Origin of the sequence: Streptomyces sp. NPDC056161 (genome assembly GCF_042268025.1) — a bacterium.
Lineage (GTDB): Bacteria > Actinomycetota > Actinomycetes > Streptomycetales > Streptomycetaceae > Streptomyces.
In genome coordinates, this window is sequence record NZ_JBHJUV010000021.1 from 87576 (window position 1) to 103004 (window position 15429).

The following is a 15429-nucleotide window of genomic DNA, read 5'->3' on the forward strand; positions in this document are numbered from 1 at the left end:
CACAAGCCGGATCTATCGGTCCACCTGGGGTTTCAGCCCCAGATGTCGTACTGCTGGTAGCCGGAGCCGACCGTGATCCTTGTGGTGAAGATCTCGCTGGTCGCCTTGCCGGTGCCCGGGTACAGGTACAGCGTGCCGCCCGGCGAACGGGTCAGGAAGTCGGCCTTGCCGTCACCGGTGACGTCACCGACGGCGTCGAAGACGTTGTAGTTGGTCCACGCCTTGCGGACCGTGACCCGGGCGGCGAACGCCCCGGTGCCGGCCTTGCCGGTGCCCTTGTACAGGAAGAGGTCCCCGCCGCTGCTCTTGCGGGCGAGCAGGTCGGCCCGGCCGTCGCCGTTGAAGTCTCCGTGGCCGAGCACCATGTTGTACTGGTTCCAGCCGGGGCCGACCTTCACGGCCGCGGCGAAGGTCCCGTTGCCCTTGCCCGGGTAGATCCACAGGTTGCCGGCGGAGTCGACGTTGAGGATGTCGGGCAGGTAGTCGCCGGTGACGTCACCGGGCGTGATGATCCGGGTACGGGTCTTCCAGTTGCTGAAGATCTTCGTCTGCGCCCAGGAGTCGCTGGCGCGCACGTAGTGCATCCAGAAGACGTCTCCGGTGCCGCTGTCCCGGACCACGAGGTCCTGGACGCCGTCGCGGTCGAGGTCGGTCTGCCGGACGAGGTTCACGCCGTCCCAGTTGCCCCAGGACTGGCGGGCGCCGAGCGAGGTTCCCGTGGAGTCCTTCTCGTACCCCGTCCTGGTGGAGGCGGCGCGCATCCAGACGTCGGCCTTGCCGTCGGTGTAGCTGAGGTTGGCGTCGTCGAGCTGCGCGTAGGCGGCACCGACGTAGGTGCCGACCTTGCTGAAGACGCTGTAGGCGCCCTTGGCGACGCAGTCCGTCACGCCCCAGGAGACGACGCCGACGATCCGGCCGCCGACGACGAGCGGGCCGCCGGAGTCGCCGTTGCAGGCCGTGGTGGTGCCGGTGTCGCTGCCGGTGGCGGGGGTGCCCGCGCAGACCATGTGGCCCTTGACGAAGTCGGAGCCGTAGGCGCCGGAACAGGTGGTGTCCGACTGGACGGGCAGTGTGGCCGTCTTCAGCGTCTCGGAGATGTCCTGCGAGGTGGACGAGGTCCGCCCCCAGCCGTACACCTTGGCGCTGGTTCCGGAGGCGTACGAGGCGGTGTCGCCGTACGTCGTCATCCGGATCGGCGTGGCCTTGACCGGGGTGTCCAGGGTGAGCACCGCGATGTCGTTGTCGACCGTGGTCGCGTTGTACGACGGGTGGTTCCACTGGCGCAGGAGGCCGGTGAGGGTGCCCCCGTGCAGGTCCGTGTTGCCGGAGGCGTCGCTGGTCGGCAGCTGGGCGGTGCCGGTGACGATGACGCCGTTGGCCTTCCAGTTGTAGCCCTTGACGCAGTGCGCGGCGGTGAGGATCTTCGTCGGCGAGACGACCGACCCGCCGCAGAAGAAGCCGATGTCGTCGCTCTCGGAGGCGGTGCCCCGGTCGTCGTAGTACCAGAGCTGCGCCATCCACGGCGCCGAGGTGAGGGTGGTCTGGCTACCGCCGATGATCTTCGGGTCGACGGTGGCGGCGCGGGTGCCCGCGGACAGCGGCGCCTTCGTGGCCGGCTGCCCCGGGGTGTCGTCCCCGGCGAGGGCGCCCGCGACACGGTGTTCCAGTGTGGCGAGCGAGGGCGTGGCGAGGGCCGGTGCGACCGACGGGGTCGGCAGGGCGGTGGCCGCACCCGCGGTGGTGGTCAGCAGCGCGGCGGAGAGGGCCGCGGCGACGCCGACGGCGGTGGCCGCCGGCCCGATGCGTATCGGGCGTCTGCGGCGTCCGCGGCCGGACATGGTGGTTGGCACGAAAGTCCCCCCAGATGAACTTGCGTTGGGAAGGGTGCATGGACACACCCGTTCCTCTCAGCGCCAAAAGGCCGGCCCCCGTCACACCGACGGAAACCGGCCTCTACCACCCACGAGCCCCACCGAAAGGGAACCGAGCGCCCCCGACAGGGGCGCGGGGAACTGCGCAACCAGCCCCCACCCCACCGCACCCAACCGACAACAGACCCCCCCCACAGGGGCGCGGGGAACTGCGCGACAAGCCACAACGACGCCGCAGTCAACCCTCCACGCCGTCACACCCCCCACAGGGGCGCGGGGAACTGCGCAACCAGCCACAACGACGCCGCAGTCAACCCTCCACGCCGTCACACCCCCGACAGGGGCGCGGGGAACTGCGCAACCAGCCACGGCAACCGCAGCCGACGACACCGCACAACCCCGCCCCCCAAGCGGAGCGCCTAGTCTCCGTTGCCAGGCGTAGGCGTCGTCTTCTGGATCTGCATCAGGAACTCGACGTTCGACTTCGTCTGCTTCATCTTGTCGAGGAGCAGTTCGATCGCCTGCTGCTGGTCGAGCGCGTGCAGCACCCGCCGCAGCTTCCAGACGATGCCCAGTTCCTCGGCGCCGAGCAGGATCTCCTCCTTGCGGGTGCCGGACGCGTCGACGTCCACCGCCGGGAAGATGCGCTTGTCGGCGAGCTTCCGGTCGAGCTTCAGCTCCATGTTGCCGGTGCCCTTGAACTCCTCGAAGATCACCTCGTCCATGCGGGACCCGGTGTCGACGAGCGCGGTCGCGAGGATGGTCAGCGAGCCGCCGTCCTCGATGTTGCGCGCCGCACCGAAGAACCGCTTCGGCGGGTACAGCGCGGTCGAGTCCACACCACCGGACAGAATGCGGCCGGAGGCGGGCGCGGCCAGGTTGTACGCGCGACCCAGACGGGTGATGGAGTCCAGCAGTACGACGACGTCGTGGCCCAGCTCCACCAGGCGCTTGGCCCGCTCGATGGCGAGTTCGGCGACCGTGGTGTGGTCCTCGGCCGGGCGGTCGAAGGTCGAGGAGATGACCTCGCCCTTGACCGACCGCTGCATGTCGGTGACTTCTTCCGGACGCTCGTCGACGAGGACGACCATCAGGTGGCACTCGGGGTTGTTGTGGGTGATCGCGTTGGCGACCGCCTGCATGATCATGGTCTTGCCGGTCTTCGGCGGGGCCACGATCAGACCGCGCTGGCCCTTGCCGATGGGCGAGACGAGGTCGATGATCCGAGTGGTGAGGACGCCGGGGTCGGTCTCCAGGCGGAGCCGGTCCTGCGGGTAGAGCGGGGTCAGCTTGTTGAACTCCGGTCGGCCGCGGCCGTGTTCGGGCGCCATGCCGTTGACGGAGTCCAGGCGGACCAGCGCGTTGAACTTCTCACGCCGCTCGCCTTCCTTGGGCTGACGGACCGCGCCGGTGAGGTGGTCGCCCTTGCGCAGGCCGCTCTTGCGGACCTGGGCGAGGGAGACGTACACGTCGTTCGGACCCGGAAGGTAGCCGGACGTACGAATGAAGGCGTAGTTGTCCAGGATGTCCAGGATGCCCGCGACGGGGATCAGGACGTCGTCCTCGGCGACCTGCGGCTCGGCGATGTCGTTGCGGTCCCGGCGGCCCCGGCGGTCGCGGTAGCGGCCACGACGGCCACGACGGCCGCCCTCGAAGTCGTCGTCGTCCTGCTGACGGTCCTGCTGGCGGTCCTGGCGACCGCCCTGCTGGCTCTGCTGCCGGTCCTGCCGGTCCTGCCGGTCCTGACGGCCCTGGCCCGGCTGCTCGTCGCCCTTGCCGCGGCGGTCACGGTCCCGGCCGCGCTCGCGGCGGTCACGCCGGCCACGGCCCTCGCCGTCGGCGCCGTCGCCCTTGGCCTCGCCCTGCGCGGACTGCTCGCCCGACGTCGCGGACCTGGCGGCCGGCGACTCGGCCCTGGCGTCGCTCTGCGCCTCGGCGGTGACGGTCTCGGGGCTGCCCGCCTCGGCGGTGACCCGGCGCCGGCCGCGCTCGGCGGGGGCGTCGTCGGCGGCTGCCTGCTCGGCCGGTCCGGAGACCTTGGGAGAGGGCTGGCCGGGGATCTCGATCTGCTGCTGGCCCACGGCCTTGTCGGCGGCGGCCCCGTCCGCGGCCTCGGCCTTCTTGCCGGCCTCGTCGCCCGTGCGGGCCCGGGACGTGGCCCGGCGCTTCGGCTTGGTCTCGGTGGCGTCCGCCTTGTCAGCGGAGGCGCCACCTCCCGCCTGCGCTTCCTTGATGACCTCGATCAGCTGGCTCTTGCGCATGCGCGCCGTGCCCCTGATGCCGAGGCCGGATGCGACCTGTTGCAGCTCGGCCAGCACCATGCCCTCAAGGCCGGTACCGCGGCGCCGCCGGGAGCCGGCACCGCTGGCAGGCGCGGAGGCGTCCGTGGCGGGCGCGGCAGCGGTCTCCTCGACACGTGCGCCCATCAGATCGGTGGTGTCGCTCACGAAGGGTCCTTCCCTGGAGCGGACGTCGGCCTGTCTGGCTCGGCGACCGGTTGTGCTGTCCGGCTTTGGTCCTTGCTGTGTGGACCGCGCCGGGGCGGTGGTCCGCCAAAGCGGCGGAAGAAATATCTGGTGATGGCGCTTCCTTGAGCCGTGGCACCCAGTGTCACGTGGCGGGGTCGCACCGATTCCGGAGCGTGTCCGGCAATCCGCTCAATGTCCACGGGCGACGCACTGCCCAGGTACGACGTACGGAACACGGAGTGGCTTGGGAGGCTCCCGGAAGAATGTCTGTCCCGGACGGGGACACGAAGCACCTCGCCGTGGTGGGGTCGGGTGCAGACTTGAGGTTAACACTACCGGATCCAACAAACATTCCCCCTCTCCAAATCCGGCAACCGGGTGTCAGGTCGCAAGCGGCAGCACGCTCGCTCCCTGGACATCGAGGCCCAGCCGGTTGGCGGCCCAGTCGGCGCCCGCCAGGGCTTGCACCTTGTCGGCGGTGCCCTCGTCGGCCAGCGCCATGACGGTGGGTCCGGCACCGGAGATCACCGCGGGGACACCGTCGGCGCGCAGCCGCTCCACGAGCGCGGCGCTCTCGGGCATGGCCGGTGCGCGGTACTCCTGGTGGAGGCGGTCCTCGGTGGCGGCGAGCAGCAGTTCGGGGCGCCTGGTCAGCGCCTCGACGAGCAGGGCGGCGCGGCCCGCGTTGGCGGCGGCGTCGACGTGCGGCACGGTGCGCGGGAGCAGGCCGCGCGCGGTTTCGGTGAGGACCGGTTTCGCGGGCACGAAAACCACCGGAACGATGGAATCGTCGGGCTCCAGCCTGATCGCCCGCGCGGCGCCCGCCTCCGTCCAGGAAATCGTGAAACCGCCGAGCAGACAGGCCGCCACGTTGTCGGGGTGGCCTTCGATCTCGGTGGCCAGTTCCAACAGGACCGAGTCGTCGAGCCGGGCCTCGCCGCCTATGGTCACCGCCCGCGCGGCGACGATGCCGGCGCAGATGGCGGCGGAGGAGGAGCCCAGGCCGCGGCCGTGCGGAATGCGGTTGGCGCAGACGATCTCCAGGCCCCGGGGCTGGCCGCCCAGCAGGTCGAAGGCGGCGCGCAGGGCCCGTACGAGGAGGTGGTTCTCGTCACGTGCGAGCGTCTCGCTGCCTTCACCGGCGATGTCGATGTGCAACCCGGAGTCGGCCACCCGGACGACCACGTCGTCGTAGAGCCCCAGCGCGAGGCCGAGGGCGTCGAAGCCCGGACCGAGATTGGCGCTGGTGGCGGGGACGCGCACCCGGACGGCGGCGGCGCGGAACGCTGGACCGGCCATCGCTCGATGACTCTCCTTGAGCTGCGTGGTGGTCGAATGACATTCGATGTGTGCGTACGTGAGACCCCTCGGGCCGCGTGGACGACGCGGCACCGCCCTATGCGGAGGCATATGCGGCAGGCGGGTTCGGTACAGCCTATCGAAGGAAGGTTCCCTGGCGACATAGGGCGCACAGGAGGCGCACGATGCGTGTCGCAAGCCCCCTGTGCATCCCTCATAGGGAGTCCCCAGGTTAGGACGCCGGACGGGCCGGTACGGCCGTTCCGTGGACGGGCCCCGCGGACCCGTCCACGGAACGGTTCGCGGACCCGTCCACGGAACGGTTCGCGGGCCCGACCGCGGACCGGCCGGCGGGCCGGTTCACGGTCGGGCCCCCGGGTCGGTTCGGCCGGTCCGCGGTTCCGTCGCGGGGGCCGCGGTTCTGTCGCAGAGGTCGCGGTTCCGTCGCGGGATCCGCGGGCCGTTCGCGCGCTTTCCGGTCCGGCGGGTGCTCTACGCCGTCAGACGAGCCCCAGCCGCTGGGCCGCGGCCGCCGCGTCGACCGGCACGGTGACCGGCTGCGGGGCGCCCGCGACGGCCCAATCGGGGTCCTTGAGGCCGTTGCCGGTGACCGTACAGACGATGCGCTGGCCGGGGTCGACCCGGCCCTGCTCGGCGGCCTTCAGCAGGCCGGCCACCGACGCGGCGGACGCCGGCTCCACGAAGACGCCTTCCTGTGCGGCCAACAGTCGGTACGCGCGCAGGATCTCACGGTCCGTCACCTCGTCGATGAGGCCGCCCGACTCGTCGCGCGCGCGGAGGGCGTACTGCCACGACGCGGGGTTGCCGATACGGATGGCGGTGGCGATGGTCGACGGGTCCTTGACGATCTCGCCTCGCACGATCGGGGCACTGCCCGACGCCTGGAAACCCCACATTCGGGGGGTCTTGGCGGACACACCGTCGGCGGCGTACTCCTGGTAGCCCTTCCAGTACGCGGTGATGTTGCCCGCGTTGCCGACCGGCAGCACATGGATGTCCGGGGCGTCGCCCAGCATGTCCACGATCTCGAAGGCGGCCGTCTTCTGCCCCTCGATGCGTACCGGGTTGACCGAATTGACGAGGGCCACGGGGTAGTTGTCGCTCAGCTTGCGGGCCAGCGTCAGGCAGTCGTCGAAATTGCCGTCGACCTGGAGGATCTTCGCGCCGTGCACCAGGGCCTGGCCCATCTTGCCGAGCGCGATCTTCCCCTGCGGGACGAGCACGGCGGAGACCATCCCGGCGCGCACCGCGTACGCCGCCGCGGAGGCGGAGGTGTTGCCGGTGGAGGCGCAGATGACCGCCTGGGCCCCCTCCTCCTTGGCCTTGCTGATGGCCATGGTCATGCCGCGGTCCTTGAAGGACCCCGTCGGGTTGGCACCCTCCACCTTCAGGTGGACGTCACAGCCCGTGCGCTCGGAGAGCACCCGCGCGGGGACGAGCGGCGTGCCGCCCTCGCGGAGCGTCACGACCGGCGTGGTGTCGGAGACCGGCAGTCGGTCCCGGTACTCCTCGATGATTCCGCGCCACTGGTGGGTCATTCCTGGTTACTCCCCTTCAACCCGCATGATGCTGGCGACACCCCGCACGGTGTCGAGCTTGCGCAGCGCCTCGACGGTCCCGGACAGGGAGGCGTCGGACGCGCGATGGGTGACGACGACGAGGGAGGCTTCGCCGCCCTCCCGACGCCCACCACCCTGTTCGGCGGCGGCCCCGTCGCCACCGCCCTGGTTCCGGCCCTGCTGCCGAACCGTGTCGATCGAGACACCGTGCTCCGCGAACACGGTGGCGACCTGAGCGAGAACACCCGGCTTGTCGGCGACGTCGAGGCTGATGTGGTAGCGCGTGACGACGTCGCCCATGGGCGAGACGGGCAGTGCCGCGTACGCCGACTCGCCGGGTCCCGTGGCCCCGCCCAGTCGGTTGCGACAGACGGCGACCAGGTCGCCGAGGACCGCGGAGGCGGTGGGGGCGCCGCCCGCGCCGGCGCCGTAGAACATGAGCCGCCCGGCGGCGTCCGACTCGACGAACACGGCGTTGTACGCGCCGCGCACGGAGGCGAGCGGGTGGTTCAGCGGAATCATCGCCGGGTGCACGCGCGCGGTGACCGACCCGCCGTCCTGGGCCCGCTCGCAGATCGCGAGCAGTTTGATGGTGCAGCCCATCCGGGTGGCGGAGGCGAAGTCGGCGGCGGTGACCTCGGTCATGCCCTCGCGGTATACGTCGTCGATGCGCACGCGCGTGTGGAAGGCGATCCCGGCGAGGATGGCGGCCTTCGCCGCGGCGTCGAAGCCCTCGACGTCGGCGGTGGGGTCCGCCTCCGCGTACCCGAGGGCGGTGGCCTCGTCCAGGGCCTCCTGGTAACCGGCGCCCGTGGAGTCCATCTTGTCGAGGATGAAGTTGGTCGTGCCGTTGACGATGCCGAGCACCCGGTTGACCTTGTCCCCGGCGAGGGACTCGCGCAGCGGTCGGATCAGCGGGATGGCACCGGCCACGGCGGCCTCGTAGTAGAGGTCCTCGCCGTTGTCCTCGGCGGCGGCGTGCAGGGCGGCGCCGTCCTGGGCGAGCAGTGCCTTGTTGGCGGAGACGACGGACGCCCCGTGCTCGAAGGCCGTGGTGATCAGGGTGCGGGCGGGCTCGATGCCCCCGATCACCTCGACCACGACGTCGATGTCGCCCCGTTTGACCAGGGCCATGGCGTCGGTGGTGACGAGGGCCGGGTCGATGCCCTCGCGCACCCGGTCGGCCCGGCGTACGGCCACACCCGCCAGCTCCACCGGGGCTCCGATGCGGGCGGCGAGGTCGTCGGCGTGCGTCGTCATGATGCGCGCCACCTCTGAGCCGACTACCCCACAGCCCAGCAGCGCCACCTTCAGCGGACGCGTACGCATCATCCGACCTCGTTTCCTCATACCGTCTACGGTTGGACCAGTCTCACTCACCGGACGGGACTTTCTACCCTTGGTCCGGATTGTGAGACATCTATTTCATTTTCCCGGGACGGGAAACGGGAGATCTTCCGGCCCGCACAGCCTGTGTCACGAACGTCACGCCCGCCGCCCCCTGACGCCGGCCTCCGGCACCGGCCGCCGACCGCCGTCTGCCGTCTGCCGTCTGCCGTCTGCCGACCACCGCCGTATGCCGTCCGCCGCGCAGTTGTCGGTCTCCGGCGGACAACCCGGGGACGGCGGGGTCACGACGTAGGACATGACCAGGGCACGGCGTCCGCTGTCACCCGACGTCGAGCCGCAGCAGGTCCTCCTCGGTCTCGCGTCGGACGATCACCCGGGCCTCGCCGTCGAGCACCGCGACCACCGGCGGCCTGAGCGCATGGTTGTAGTTGCTGGCCATGGACCGGCAGTAGGCGCCGGTCGCCGGGACCGCGATGAGGTCACCCGGTGCCAGGTCGGCGGGCAGGAAGGCGTCCTTGACCACGATGTCCCCGCTCTCGCAGTGCTTGCCCACCACCCGGCACAGCATCGGCTCGGCGGCGGATTCCCGGGAGACGAGGGCCACGCTGTACTCGGCGTCGTAGAGCGCGGTCCGGATGTTGTCGGACATCCCGCCGTCGACGGAGACGTACGTCCGCAGCCCGTCGAGCGGCTTGATGGTGCCGACCTCGTAGAGCGTGAACGCGGTGGGTCCGACGATGGCGCGGCCCGGCTCGACCGAGATGCGCGGGGTGCGCAGCCGTGCGGCGTCGCAGGCACCGGAGACGATCTCGGTGAGCGCCTTGGCGATCTCGTGCGGCTCACGCGGGTCGTCGTCGCTGGTGTACGCGATCCCGAGTCCGCCGCCCAGGTCGATCTCGGGCAGTTCGACACCGTGCTCGTCCCGGATCTCCTTGAGCAGCCCGACCACCCGGCGGGCGGCGACCTCGAAGCCCGACATGTCGAAGATCTGCGACCCGATGTGACTGTGGACGCCGATGACCTCAAGCCCGTCCAGTTGCAGCGCCCGCCGCACCGCCTCGGCGGCCTGCCCGCCGGCCAGCGGAATGCCGAACTTCTGGTCCTCGTGGGCGGTGGCGATGAACTCGTGCGTGTGGGCCTCGACGCCGACGGTCACCCGGATCTGGACCTTCTGCCGCTTGCCCAGGGACTGTGCGATGTGCGCGACCCGCACGATCTCCTGGAACGAGTCGAGGACGACGCGGCCGACACCGGCGCGCACGGCCCGCTCGATCTCGCCGGCGGACTTGTTGTTGCCGTGGAAGGCGATCCGCTCGGGCGGCATGCCCGCGGACAGCGCGGTGGCCAACTCGCCCCCGGAGCACACGTCCAGGTTGAGTCCTTCCTCGTGCAGCCAGCGCACCACGGCGCGCGACAGGAACGCCTTCCCGGCGTAGAAGACGTCGGCGTCGTGCCCGAAGGCGGTGCGCCAGGCACGGGCCCGGGCCCGGAAGTCGGCCTCGTCGAGGATGTACGCGGGCGTGCCGAACTCCTCAGCGAGCCGCTTGACGTCGATACCGCCGACCGTGACCGCGCCGTCCGCGTCGCGCCGTACGGTGTGGGCCCACACCTTGGGGTCGAGCGAGTTGAGATCGGTGGGAGGGGCCGAGTAGTGCCCCTCCGGCAGGACGTCGGCGTGCCGGGGCCCGGCGGGATGTGCGGAACGACTCATGACGGTGACTTTCTGTCTTTCGGGCTCAAGACTTTCTCCGCTGCTCCACGGGGCTGACGTCGGAAGCGCTCAGAGATGGTCGGGGGCGTCGATGCCGAGCAGGGACAGGCCGCCGGCCAGCACCGTCCCGGTGGCTTCGGCGAGCGCGAGCCGGGCGCGGTGGGCGGCCGAGGGTTTCTCCTCGCCGTGCGGCAGGACGGTGAGCAGGAACGGCAGCGCGATGTCGGCGACGACGACGAGGTGCCGCGCGACCCGGTCCGGCGAACGGTGGACGGCGGCCGCGTGCAGGATCCGCGGGTAGTCCGCCAGGGCGGTGAGGAGGGGGCGTACGGCGGCTGCCGGACGCGACGGCACGGCGAAGGCGAAGCCTGCCGGCGGCGTCTTCGTCCCCACGAGCGTGAGATACGCCGTTGTCGCCACCGTCGTGCAATCGGCCGTGGTGGCGGCCGGAGCCACCAGGTCACCGGGCTCGGCGCTGAACCCGAGACGAGCGGCGTTGCGGGTGAGGGCCCGGGTACGGGCGTGTGCGTACCTGATCCGGAAGAGGGGATTGCCCTCGCGCTGGACCAGATGGTCGGCGGTGATCCGGGGCCGGTCGTGCATGGCGGGGTGCAGCAGAGCCCAGCGGGCGGCGTCGGGACCGAGCGGAGCGGGGTCCTCCGGGACCGGCACGGGACGCAGGTTCACCGGTTCGCCGTGCTCGACCTCGGCCCGGCCGCCCTGGGTGGCGACGATCCGCACCAGCGCGTCGGCGACGGCCTCGGCCCGCGCCTCGTACGGCACACGAAGCTCCACGACCTGCCCGGCGAGGGCGTCACCGTGACCGTAGCCCGGTCCCCGGTCCCGGATCTCACGCACGAGCGCACCGTCCGCCGCGGCGCCCGGCACCAGGCTGATGTTGATGAACCCCGGCCCGGTGACGACCACGTCCCCGACCCCATGGGCACCGACGAGATGCGGCCGCAGGATCTCGGCGACCCGCCGAGCGGGCTTCCCGGCCGACCGAGCGAGTTGCAAAGCGACGTTGGTGGCGTAGTCCCCGCACCCTCCCGGCCCCGGCACGGTCACCACGATCCGCTCAGGCACGGTCACACTCAGTTCCCCCACGTCCACAGCACGACGCACCGCGTGCAACACGGTACGGGAGAGCTCGACGGGGGTCACGGGACAAGGGTAGGGGAGGAACCTGAGGACTTGCCGAGCCGGTTCGGAGAGGACCGGCCACCGGAGAAACCCACGCCACCACGGCGACCACACCACCCGGCACGACTGCTACGCGACACCACGACTGTCCGGGACCACGACTACCCGCCACCACGACGGTCCGGCACCACAGCCATCCTGCACCACCGTTGTCCGGCACCACGGCCATCCCCTGCACCACGGCCACCCGGAGAACTCCCCCTCACCATCTACATCTACCCGGAGAACTCCGCATCGGCGGTACGCGCCCCGTCCCCGGCGTCAAGGCTCCCGCCCAGACGCTCACCCCCCACGGCACCACCGGAGCCGGCACCGAGGCCGCCCCCGAGATCATCACCGGGGGACCCCCGCCCTCTCCCCCGCCCCAGCTCAAGCAAGTGCTGTACGAGCCGTACGAGTTCGGCGGGCTCGAAGGGCTTGGCGAGGAAGGCGTCGACACCGGCGTCGAGCCCGCCGTCGACCTCCTGCTCGGTACAGGCGCTGACGATGGCAAGGGGAAGATCACGGGTCCGGGGATCGGCACGGAGCCGCGCGGCGGTACGCACACCGTCCAACCGGGGCATCACGACGTCGAGGGTCACGGCATCGGGCCGCACCTGATGAATGACATCCAGACACTCGGCACCGTCGGCCGCGGTCACGACCTCGATACCCTCCAGTTCGAGATTGACCCTGATCAGCTGTCGGATGACCTTGTTGTCGTCCACAACAAGCACCCGTCCCGAAGCGCCTGGCACACCTTGAGAGTAGGTCCGGACCGGCCACCGCGTCCGGCTTTTCCCCACTTCCACCCGCGCGAGCGAGCCTCCACCGCCCCCACCCACGGCAAACCCGTTCCTGATCACCTCGGAAGACCTGCTAGTGTTCTACTCGTCGCAGCGAGCAACAGCTCCACAACCGACACGCCCCCGTAGCTCAGGGGATAGAGCAACGGCCTCCGGAGCCGTGTGCGCAGGTTCGAATCCTGCCGGGGGCACTCGAAAAATGGGAACAGATGTGCCGGTTTTGCCGGGATTGTCCGCCCCGAGTGTCATGATCGGGCGCCAGCACTTCGGTGTGGGCGCCCGATTTTTTGTTCCATGGCTCCAGCTGACGGTTGACGGACATCAGTCCGTCAACCGCGCTGCCGGGGATCGTCACCCGCATGGTCAGTTCTTCGCGCGGTCGGCTGTAGCGGACCTCCAGCCCGAAGGCGTTGCAGAGCCGGCGTTGGATGCCCTCCGGGACCAACGCAAGGTTTACGTCGAGCTGCGGGAGCGCATCCAGTAGAACCGCGCTGTCGGCGGGACGTGCCGCCGGTTTCGGCGCTTGCAGGTTGGCCAGTTGCTCGGTGAGTTGTTCGCGCTGCGCGCCCAGTGTGGCGTGCTCACGGCGGATGGCGTCGCGGAACTGTTTCTCCTGGTCCGGGTAAAGATCATGGGATTCGCCATCGCGCCGGAGCCGTCGGCGAGGGTGCGGATAAGACGGTCCCGGCGCTGGCCGATGGTGCTGATGACGCGCTCCAGAGCCGCCCGCTCCTTGGCAATACGATCGCCGGCGTCATCCGTGGACTGAGCGGCTTGGGGTGCGGCTGTGAGGTGGCTGCGCCGATCGGGGCGACGATGACCCAGCCCGGCGGCAACGCGGCTCGGGCGTTGCGGAGCTGTCGTGGGAGGGACAGCGTGGGGTCCTGCGCGTCCTCGGTGGATGTGCGGCCGAGCCAGGCCACCGGAACGCTGACCGGGACGACGGCCGGGTCCGGAATGCTGGGCAAGGACCATGGGCGGTCCGGCACCGATGAAGCCCACGGATGGGCGCCAGGTGAGATATCCGGCATGTACTGTCCTTCTCGTGCAAGTCGGGCAAGAGCTCACACTCGGCGTTTGCAGGCCGCGTCGCCACGATGGGCGTACAGCCACTCCAGTACCTCGCGGATCGCAATCGTTTGGCGCTGGGCCAGAGCCTGGGCGTCCTCACCTTCGACGACGACGTGCTCCACCACCACCCGAAGCCTTTGGGTCGGGCTGGAGATTCCCTCGGGCATACGGACGGTCGTCAACCCTGGACGCTCCGTCTCGGCCACGTCATCAAGGCCATCATCTTGCAGGTTGTCGGAGGGCTGCGGTGGCGTGCTCACCACGCGGCTCCCGCTCGCACGGCATGCGGCAGCGAATGATCATGCGGCGGGATGCCATCGGGGAGCAGAAAGCCCACGGCGCTCGCGGCTTGCCCTCGTAGGACACTGTTGGCCGCGTGTTTCCATCTGTGGATGGCCGGTTGGTAGTCGCTCTGCCACCTGGCAGGCGAACGTGGGATGTTCTCAGCACAGCGATACGTCGACGCCGTACACGAACGCTTTGACGGCACAAATCCCGCCACCACAACGGCAGAAGGGCAGACGCCCCCGCGGGCGGACAGGCACCTCAGTAAAGTGATGGCAGGACGAAAGCAGTTGATGGCACGTCAGTACGCGGACAATATCGGAGAGACAGTGGACAACCCTTTCGCCCCTCCTTCCGCAAGCGAGCAAGCTCCGACTTGGTCCTGGCTCGACGAGTACCTGTGGTTCTCGTGCGACATCATCGCTGACCTGGTCGAAGGACGGATGGAGCAACGTCCGCTGGTCGCCACCGTAGCCCGGCTCGAACCTGGAGAGCGCGCACTCGCGGTCGGCCCTGCACAGCGTCTGACCTGGCGGGCCGTCGGCGACGGCAGTTACATGCACCAAAGCGTCGTTGCCTTCGGCAGCCCCGTATTTGTACTGGGCAGCATGGCCGGCTCGGCCCTCGGCAATTCCGCCCGCCGCCGTGCCGCCGAGAACGACGCGCAACCGCGCTGGGTGGTCGAGGGATCCGGTGAAATTACCGTCACCACACGCAAGGTCTACTTCGGCCACCCGAAGTGCGCGCTCGACCTTGCCTGGGGCGGCCTGGACACGATCGACCTCGTCGCACCCGAGATCTTCCAAACCAGCTTCCGCAATATCCACAACGGGCGGCAGACAACAGTTCAGCTCCAGACACCCTGGGCGTCGCTGCTGTTCGTCCTGGCCGCGATCACAGCTTTCCCCGCTCACCCCCGGCTGCTGGGACGCGGCTGGCTCCCGCCGGACTTCGAGAAGCGATGCATCGAAATCGGCCGCCCATGCCGCCCGGCAGCCCGCCTCCTGCTGAACCGCGGCCAGTAGTAGCCGGACACTGTCCGGACCCGTGCGGGCCGACAACAGGTCGAAGCACGTGTACTCGAAGCGGGAGACGGCTCCCATCGCATCGGTGTGGCTGACGCAGTTGCCCTCGCCAAGGTGTACCAGCAGGTGGTGTTGTTACGGTCGGTCCAGGAGGTGATACGGCCGTCCGTGTCGTAGGTGTAGCGCATGGGCAGGCCGGAGGAGTTGGTCTCCTCGCTCAGGTGGCCGGCGTCGTCGTAGGCGAAGGTGAGCAGGGTGGTACCGGGGCGGTCCGGGCGAGTGGGGTCGAGCAGGCGCAGGCCCGTGATGCGGGACAGGGTGGGGTGGTGGTCGAGGGCGATGTGGTAGCCGCCGGAGTGGATCACCGTGACGGGGATGTCGCCGCCGTCGGCGTAGACGACGGTGATGCGGTTGCCGTTGCGGTCCTGGATGTGTTGCAGGGGGGAGATCGACGGCGGTGCCGTCGGCCGCGGGCACTGGGCTGTGGAAGACGTGTACCAGGCCGGTGTCGGGGTCGGTGATGCGCATCGCGCCGTCTGTTTCGTGGTCCCAGGACAGCAACAGGCGGCAGCCAGGCGTCTCCGTGAGGACGGGGACGTCGGTTTCCGCCTCCAGGAGCGGGAAGCACGGGCGAGCACCGTCCGCGGTCGCGTACACGAAGCCCTCGTCGTCCGCCGGTAGCAGGGAGCGTGGCGTCGCCGGCGTCGACCGATCACCGATGCGTGAAGTGTGCTGCCGCAGAGCGGCCGGCGAGACCGTCCGGCCCCGTGGCCGCATCGTG

Annotated in this window: 11 protein-coding genes and 1 tRNA gene; 2 read left to right on the forward strand and 10 right to left on the reverse strand. The window is 70.1% G+C overall.

The window, feature by feature from the left end; all coding sequences use genetic code 11:
* Positions 1 to 32: 32 nt before the first annotated feature.
* The 8 genes from ACFC09_RS20995 to ACFC09_RS21030 all read right to left on the reverse strand — a co-directional run bounded on the left by ACFC09_RS20995 (position 33) and on the right by ACFC09_RS21030 (position 12324).
* A complete protein-coding gene (locus tag ACFC09_RS20995; protein ID WP_376530557.1) occupies positions 33 to 1838 on the reverse strand; it encodes a trypsin-like serine protease in 1806 nt (601 codons plus the stop codon).
* A gap of 452 nt (positions 1839 to 2290) precedes the next feature.
* Complete coding sequence (gene rho / locus ACFC09_RS21000) at positions 2291 to 4318, reverse strand: transcription termination factor Rho (protein WP_376530382.1); 2028 nt, start codon at positions 4316 to 4318, stop codon at positions 2291 to 2293.
* A gap of 402 nt (positions 4319 to 4720) precedes the next feature.
* Positions 4721 to 5638 carry a homoserine kinase gene (gene thrB / locus ACFC09_RS21005; RefSeq protein WP_376530384.1) on the reverse strand — a complete coding sequence of 306 codons (918 nt, stop codon included), beginning with the start codon at positions 5636 to 5638 and terminating at the stop codon, positions 4721 to 4723.
* A 500-nt stretch (positions 5639 to 6138) separates the two neighbouring features.
* The gene (thrC, locus tag ACFC09_RS21010) at positions 6139 to 7197 is read right to left on the reverse strand and encodes a threonine synthase (RefSeq protein WP_376530387.1); all 1059 of its coding nucleotides are present in this window, start codon (positions 7195 to 7197) and stop codon (positions 6139 to 6141) included.
* A 6-nt stretch (positions 7198 to 7203) separates the two neighbouring features.
* Positions 7204 to 8550 carry a homoserine dehydrogenase gene (locus ACFC09_RS21015; RefSeq protein ID WP_376530390.1) on the reverse strand — a complete coding sequence of 449 codons (1347 nt, stop codon included), beginning with the start codon at positions 8548 to 8550 and terminating at the stop codon, positions 7204 to 7206.
* 337 nt (positions 8551 to 8887) lie between these two features.
* Positions 8888 to 10279 (reverse strand): diaminopimelate decarboxylase, encoded by a 1392-nt coding sequence (lysA, locus tag ACFC09_RS21020; protein WP_376530392.1) that lies wholly within the window; start codon positions 10277 to 10279, stop codon positions 8888 to 8890.
* A 69-nt stretch (positions 10280 to 10348) separates the two neighbouring features.
* Positions 10349 to 11443, reverse strand: a complete 1095-nt coding sequence (gene nrtL / locus ACFC09_RS21025) for an ArgS-related anticodon-binding protein NrtL (RefSeq protein WP_376530394.1) — start codon at positions 11441 to 11443, stop codon at positions 10349 to 10351.
* A 254-nt stretch (positions 11444 to 11697) separates the two neighbouring features.
* Positions 11698 to 12324, reverse strand: a complete 627-nt coding sequence (locus ACFC09_RS21030; RefSeq protein ID WP_376530559.1) for a response regulator — start codon at positions 12322 to 12324, stop codon at positions 11698 to 11700.
* A 62-nt stretch (positions 12325 to 12386) separates the two neighbouring features.
* On the opposite strand from ACFC09_RS21030, the gene ACFC09_RS21035 reads away from it, so the two are divergent.
* A tRNA-Arg gene (locus ACFC09_RS21035) sits at positions 12387 to 12458 on the forward strand.
* 873 nt (positions 12459 to 13331) lie between these two features.
* Here the strand turns inward: ACFC09_RS21035 and ACFC09_RS21040 are convergent.
* Entirely contained in the window at positions 13332 to 13598 is a 267-nt protein-coding gene (locus tag ACFC09_RS21040) for a hypothetical protein (RefSeq protein WP_376530397.1), read from the reverse strand.
* A gap of 297 nt (positions 13599 to 13895) precedes the next feature.
* Here ACFC09_RS21040 and ACFC09_RS21045 point away from each other — a divergent pair, with 297 nt between their 5' ends.
* Entirely contained in the window at positions 13896 to 14648 is a 753-nt protein-coding gene (locus tag ACFC09_RS21045) for a hypothetical protein (protein WP_376530400.1), read from the forward strand.
* On the opposite strand, the gene ACFC09_RS21050 is transcribed toward ACFC09_RS21045, so the two are convergent.
* Positions 14534 to 14836 (reverse strand): hypothetical protein, encoded by a 303-nt coding sequence (locus ACFC09_RS21050; RefSeq protein WP_376530562.1) that lies wholly within the window; start codon positions 14834 to 14836, stop codon positions 14534 to 14536. The two genes, ACFC09_RS21045 and ACFC09_RS21050, sit on opposite strands and share 115 nt — an antisense overlap.
* Positions 14837 to 15429 lie beyond the last annotated feature (593 nt).

Excerpts from the sequence above, each read along its gene's own strand:
- ACFC09_RS20995 (WP_376530557.1), bottom strand. The coding sequence starts at position 1,838 with ATGTCCGGCCGCGGACGCCGCAGACGCCCGATACGCATCGGGCCGGCG.
- thrC (WP_376530387.1), bottom strand. The coding sequence starts at position 7,197 with ATGACCCACCAGTGGCGCGGAATCATCGAGGAGTACCGGGACCGACTG.
- ACFC09_RS21045 (WP_376530400.1), top strand. The coding sequence starts at position 13,896 with ATGGCAGGACGAAAGCAGTTGATGGCACGTCAGTACGCGGACAATATC.
- ACFC09_RS21015 (WP_376530390.1), bottom strand. The coding sequence starts at position 8,550 with ATGATGCGTACGCGTCCGCTGAAGGTGGCGCTGCTGGGCTGTGGGGTA.
- lysA (WP_376530392.1), bottom strand. The coding sequence starts at position 10,279 with ATGAGTCGTTCCGCACATCCCGCCGGGCCCCGGCACGCCGACGTCCTG.
- ACFC09_RS21050 (WP_376530562.1), bottom strand. The coding sequence starts at position 14,836 with ATGCGCTACACCTACGACACGGACGGCCGTATCACCTCCTGGACCGAC.
- thrB (WP_376530384.1), bottom strand. The coding sequence starts at position 5,638 with ATGGCCGGTCCAGCGTTCCGCGCCGCCGCCGTCCGGGTGCGCGTCCCC.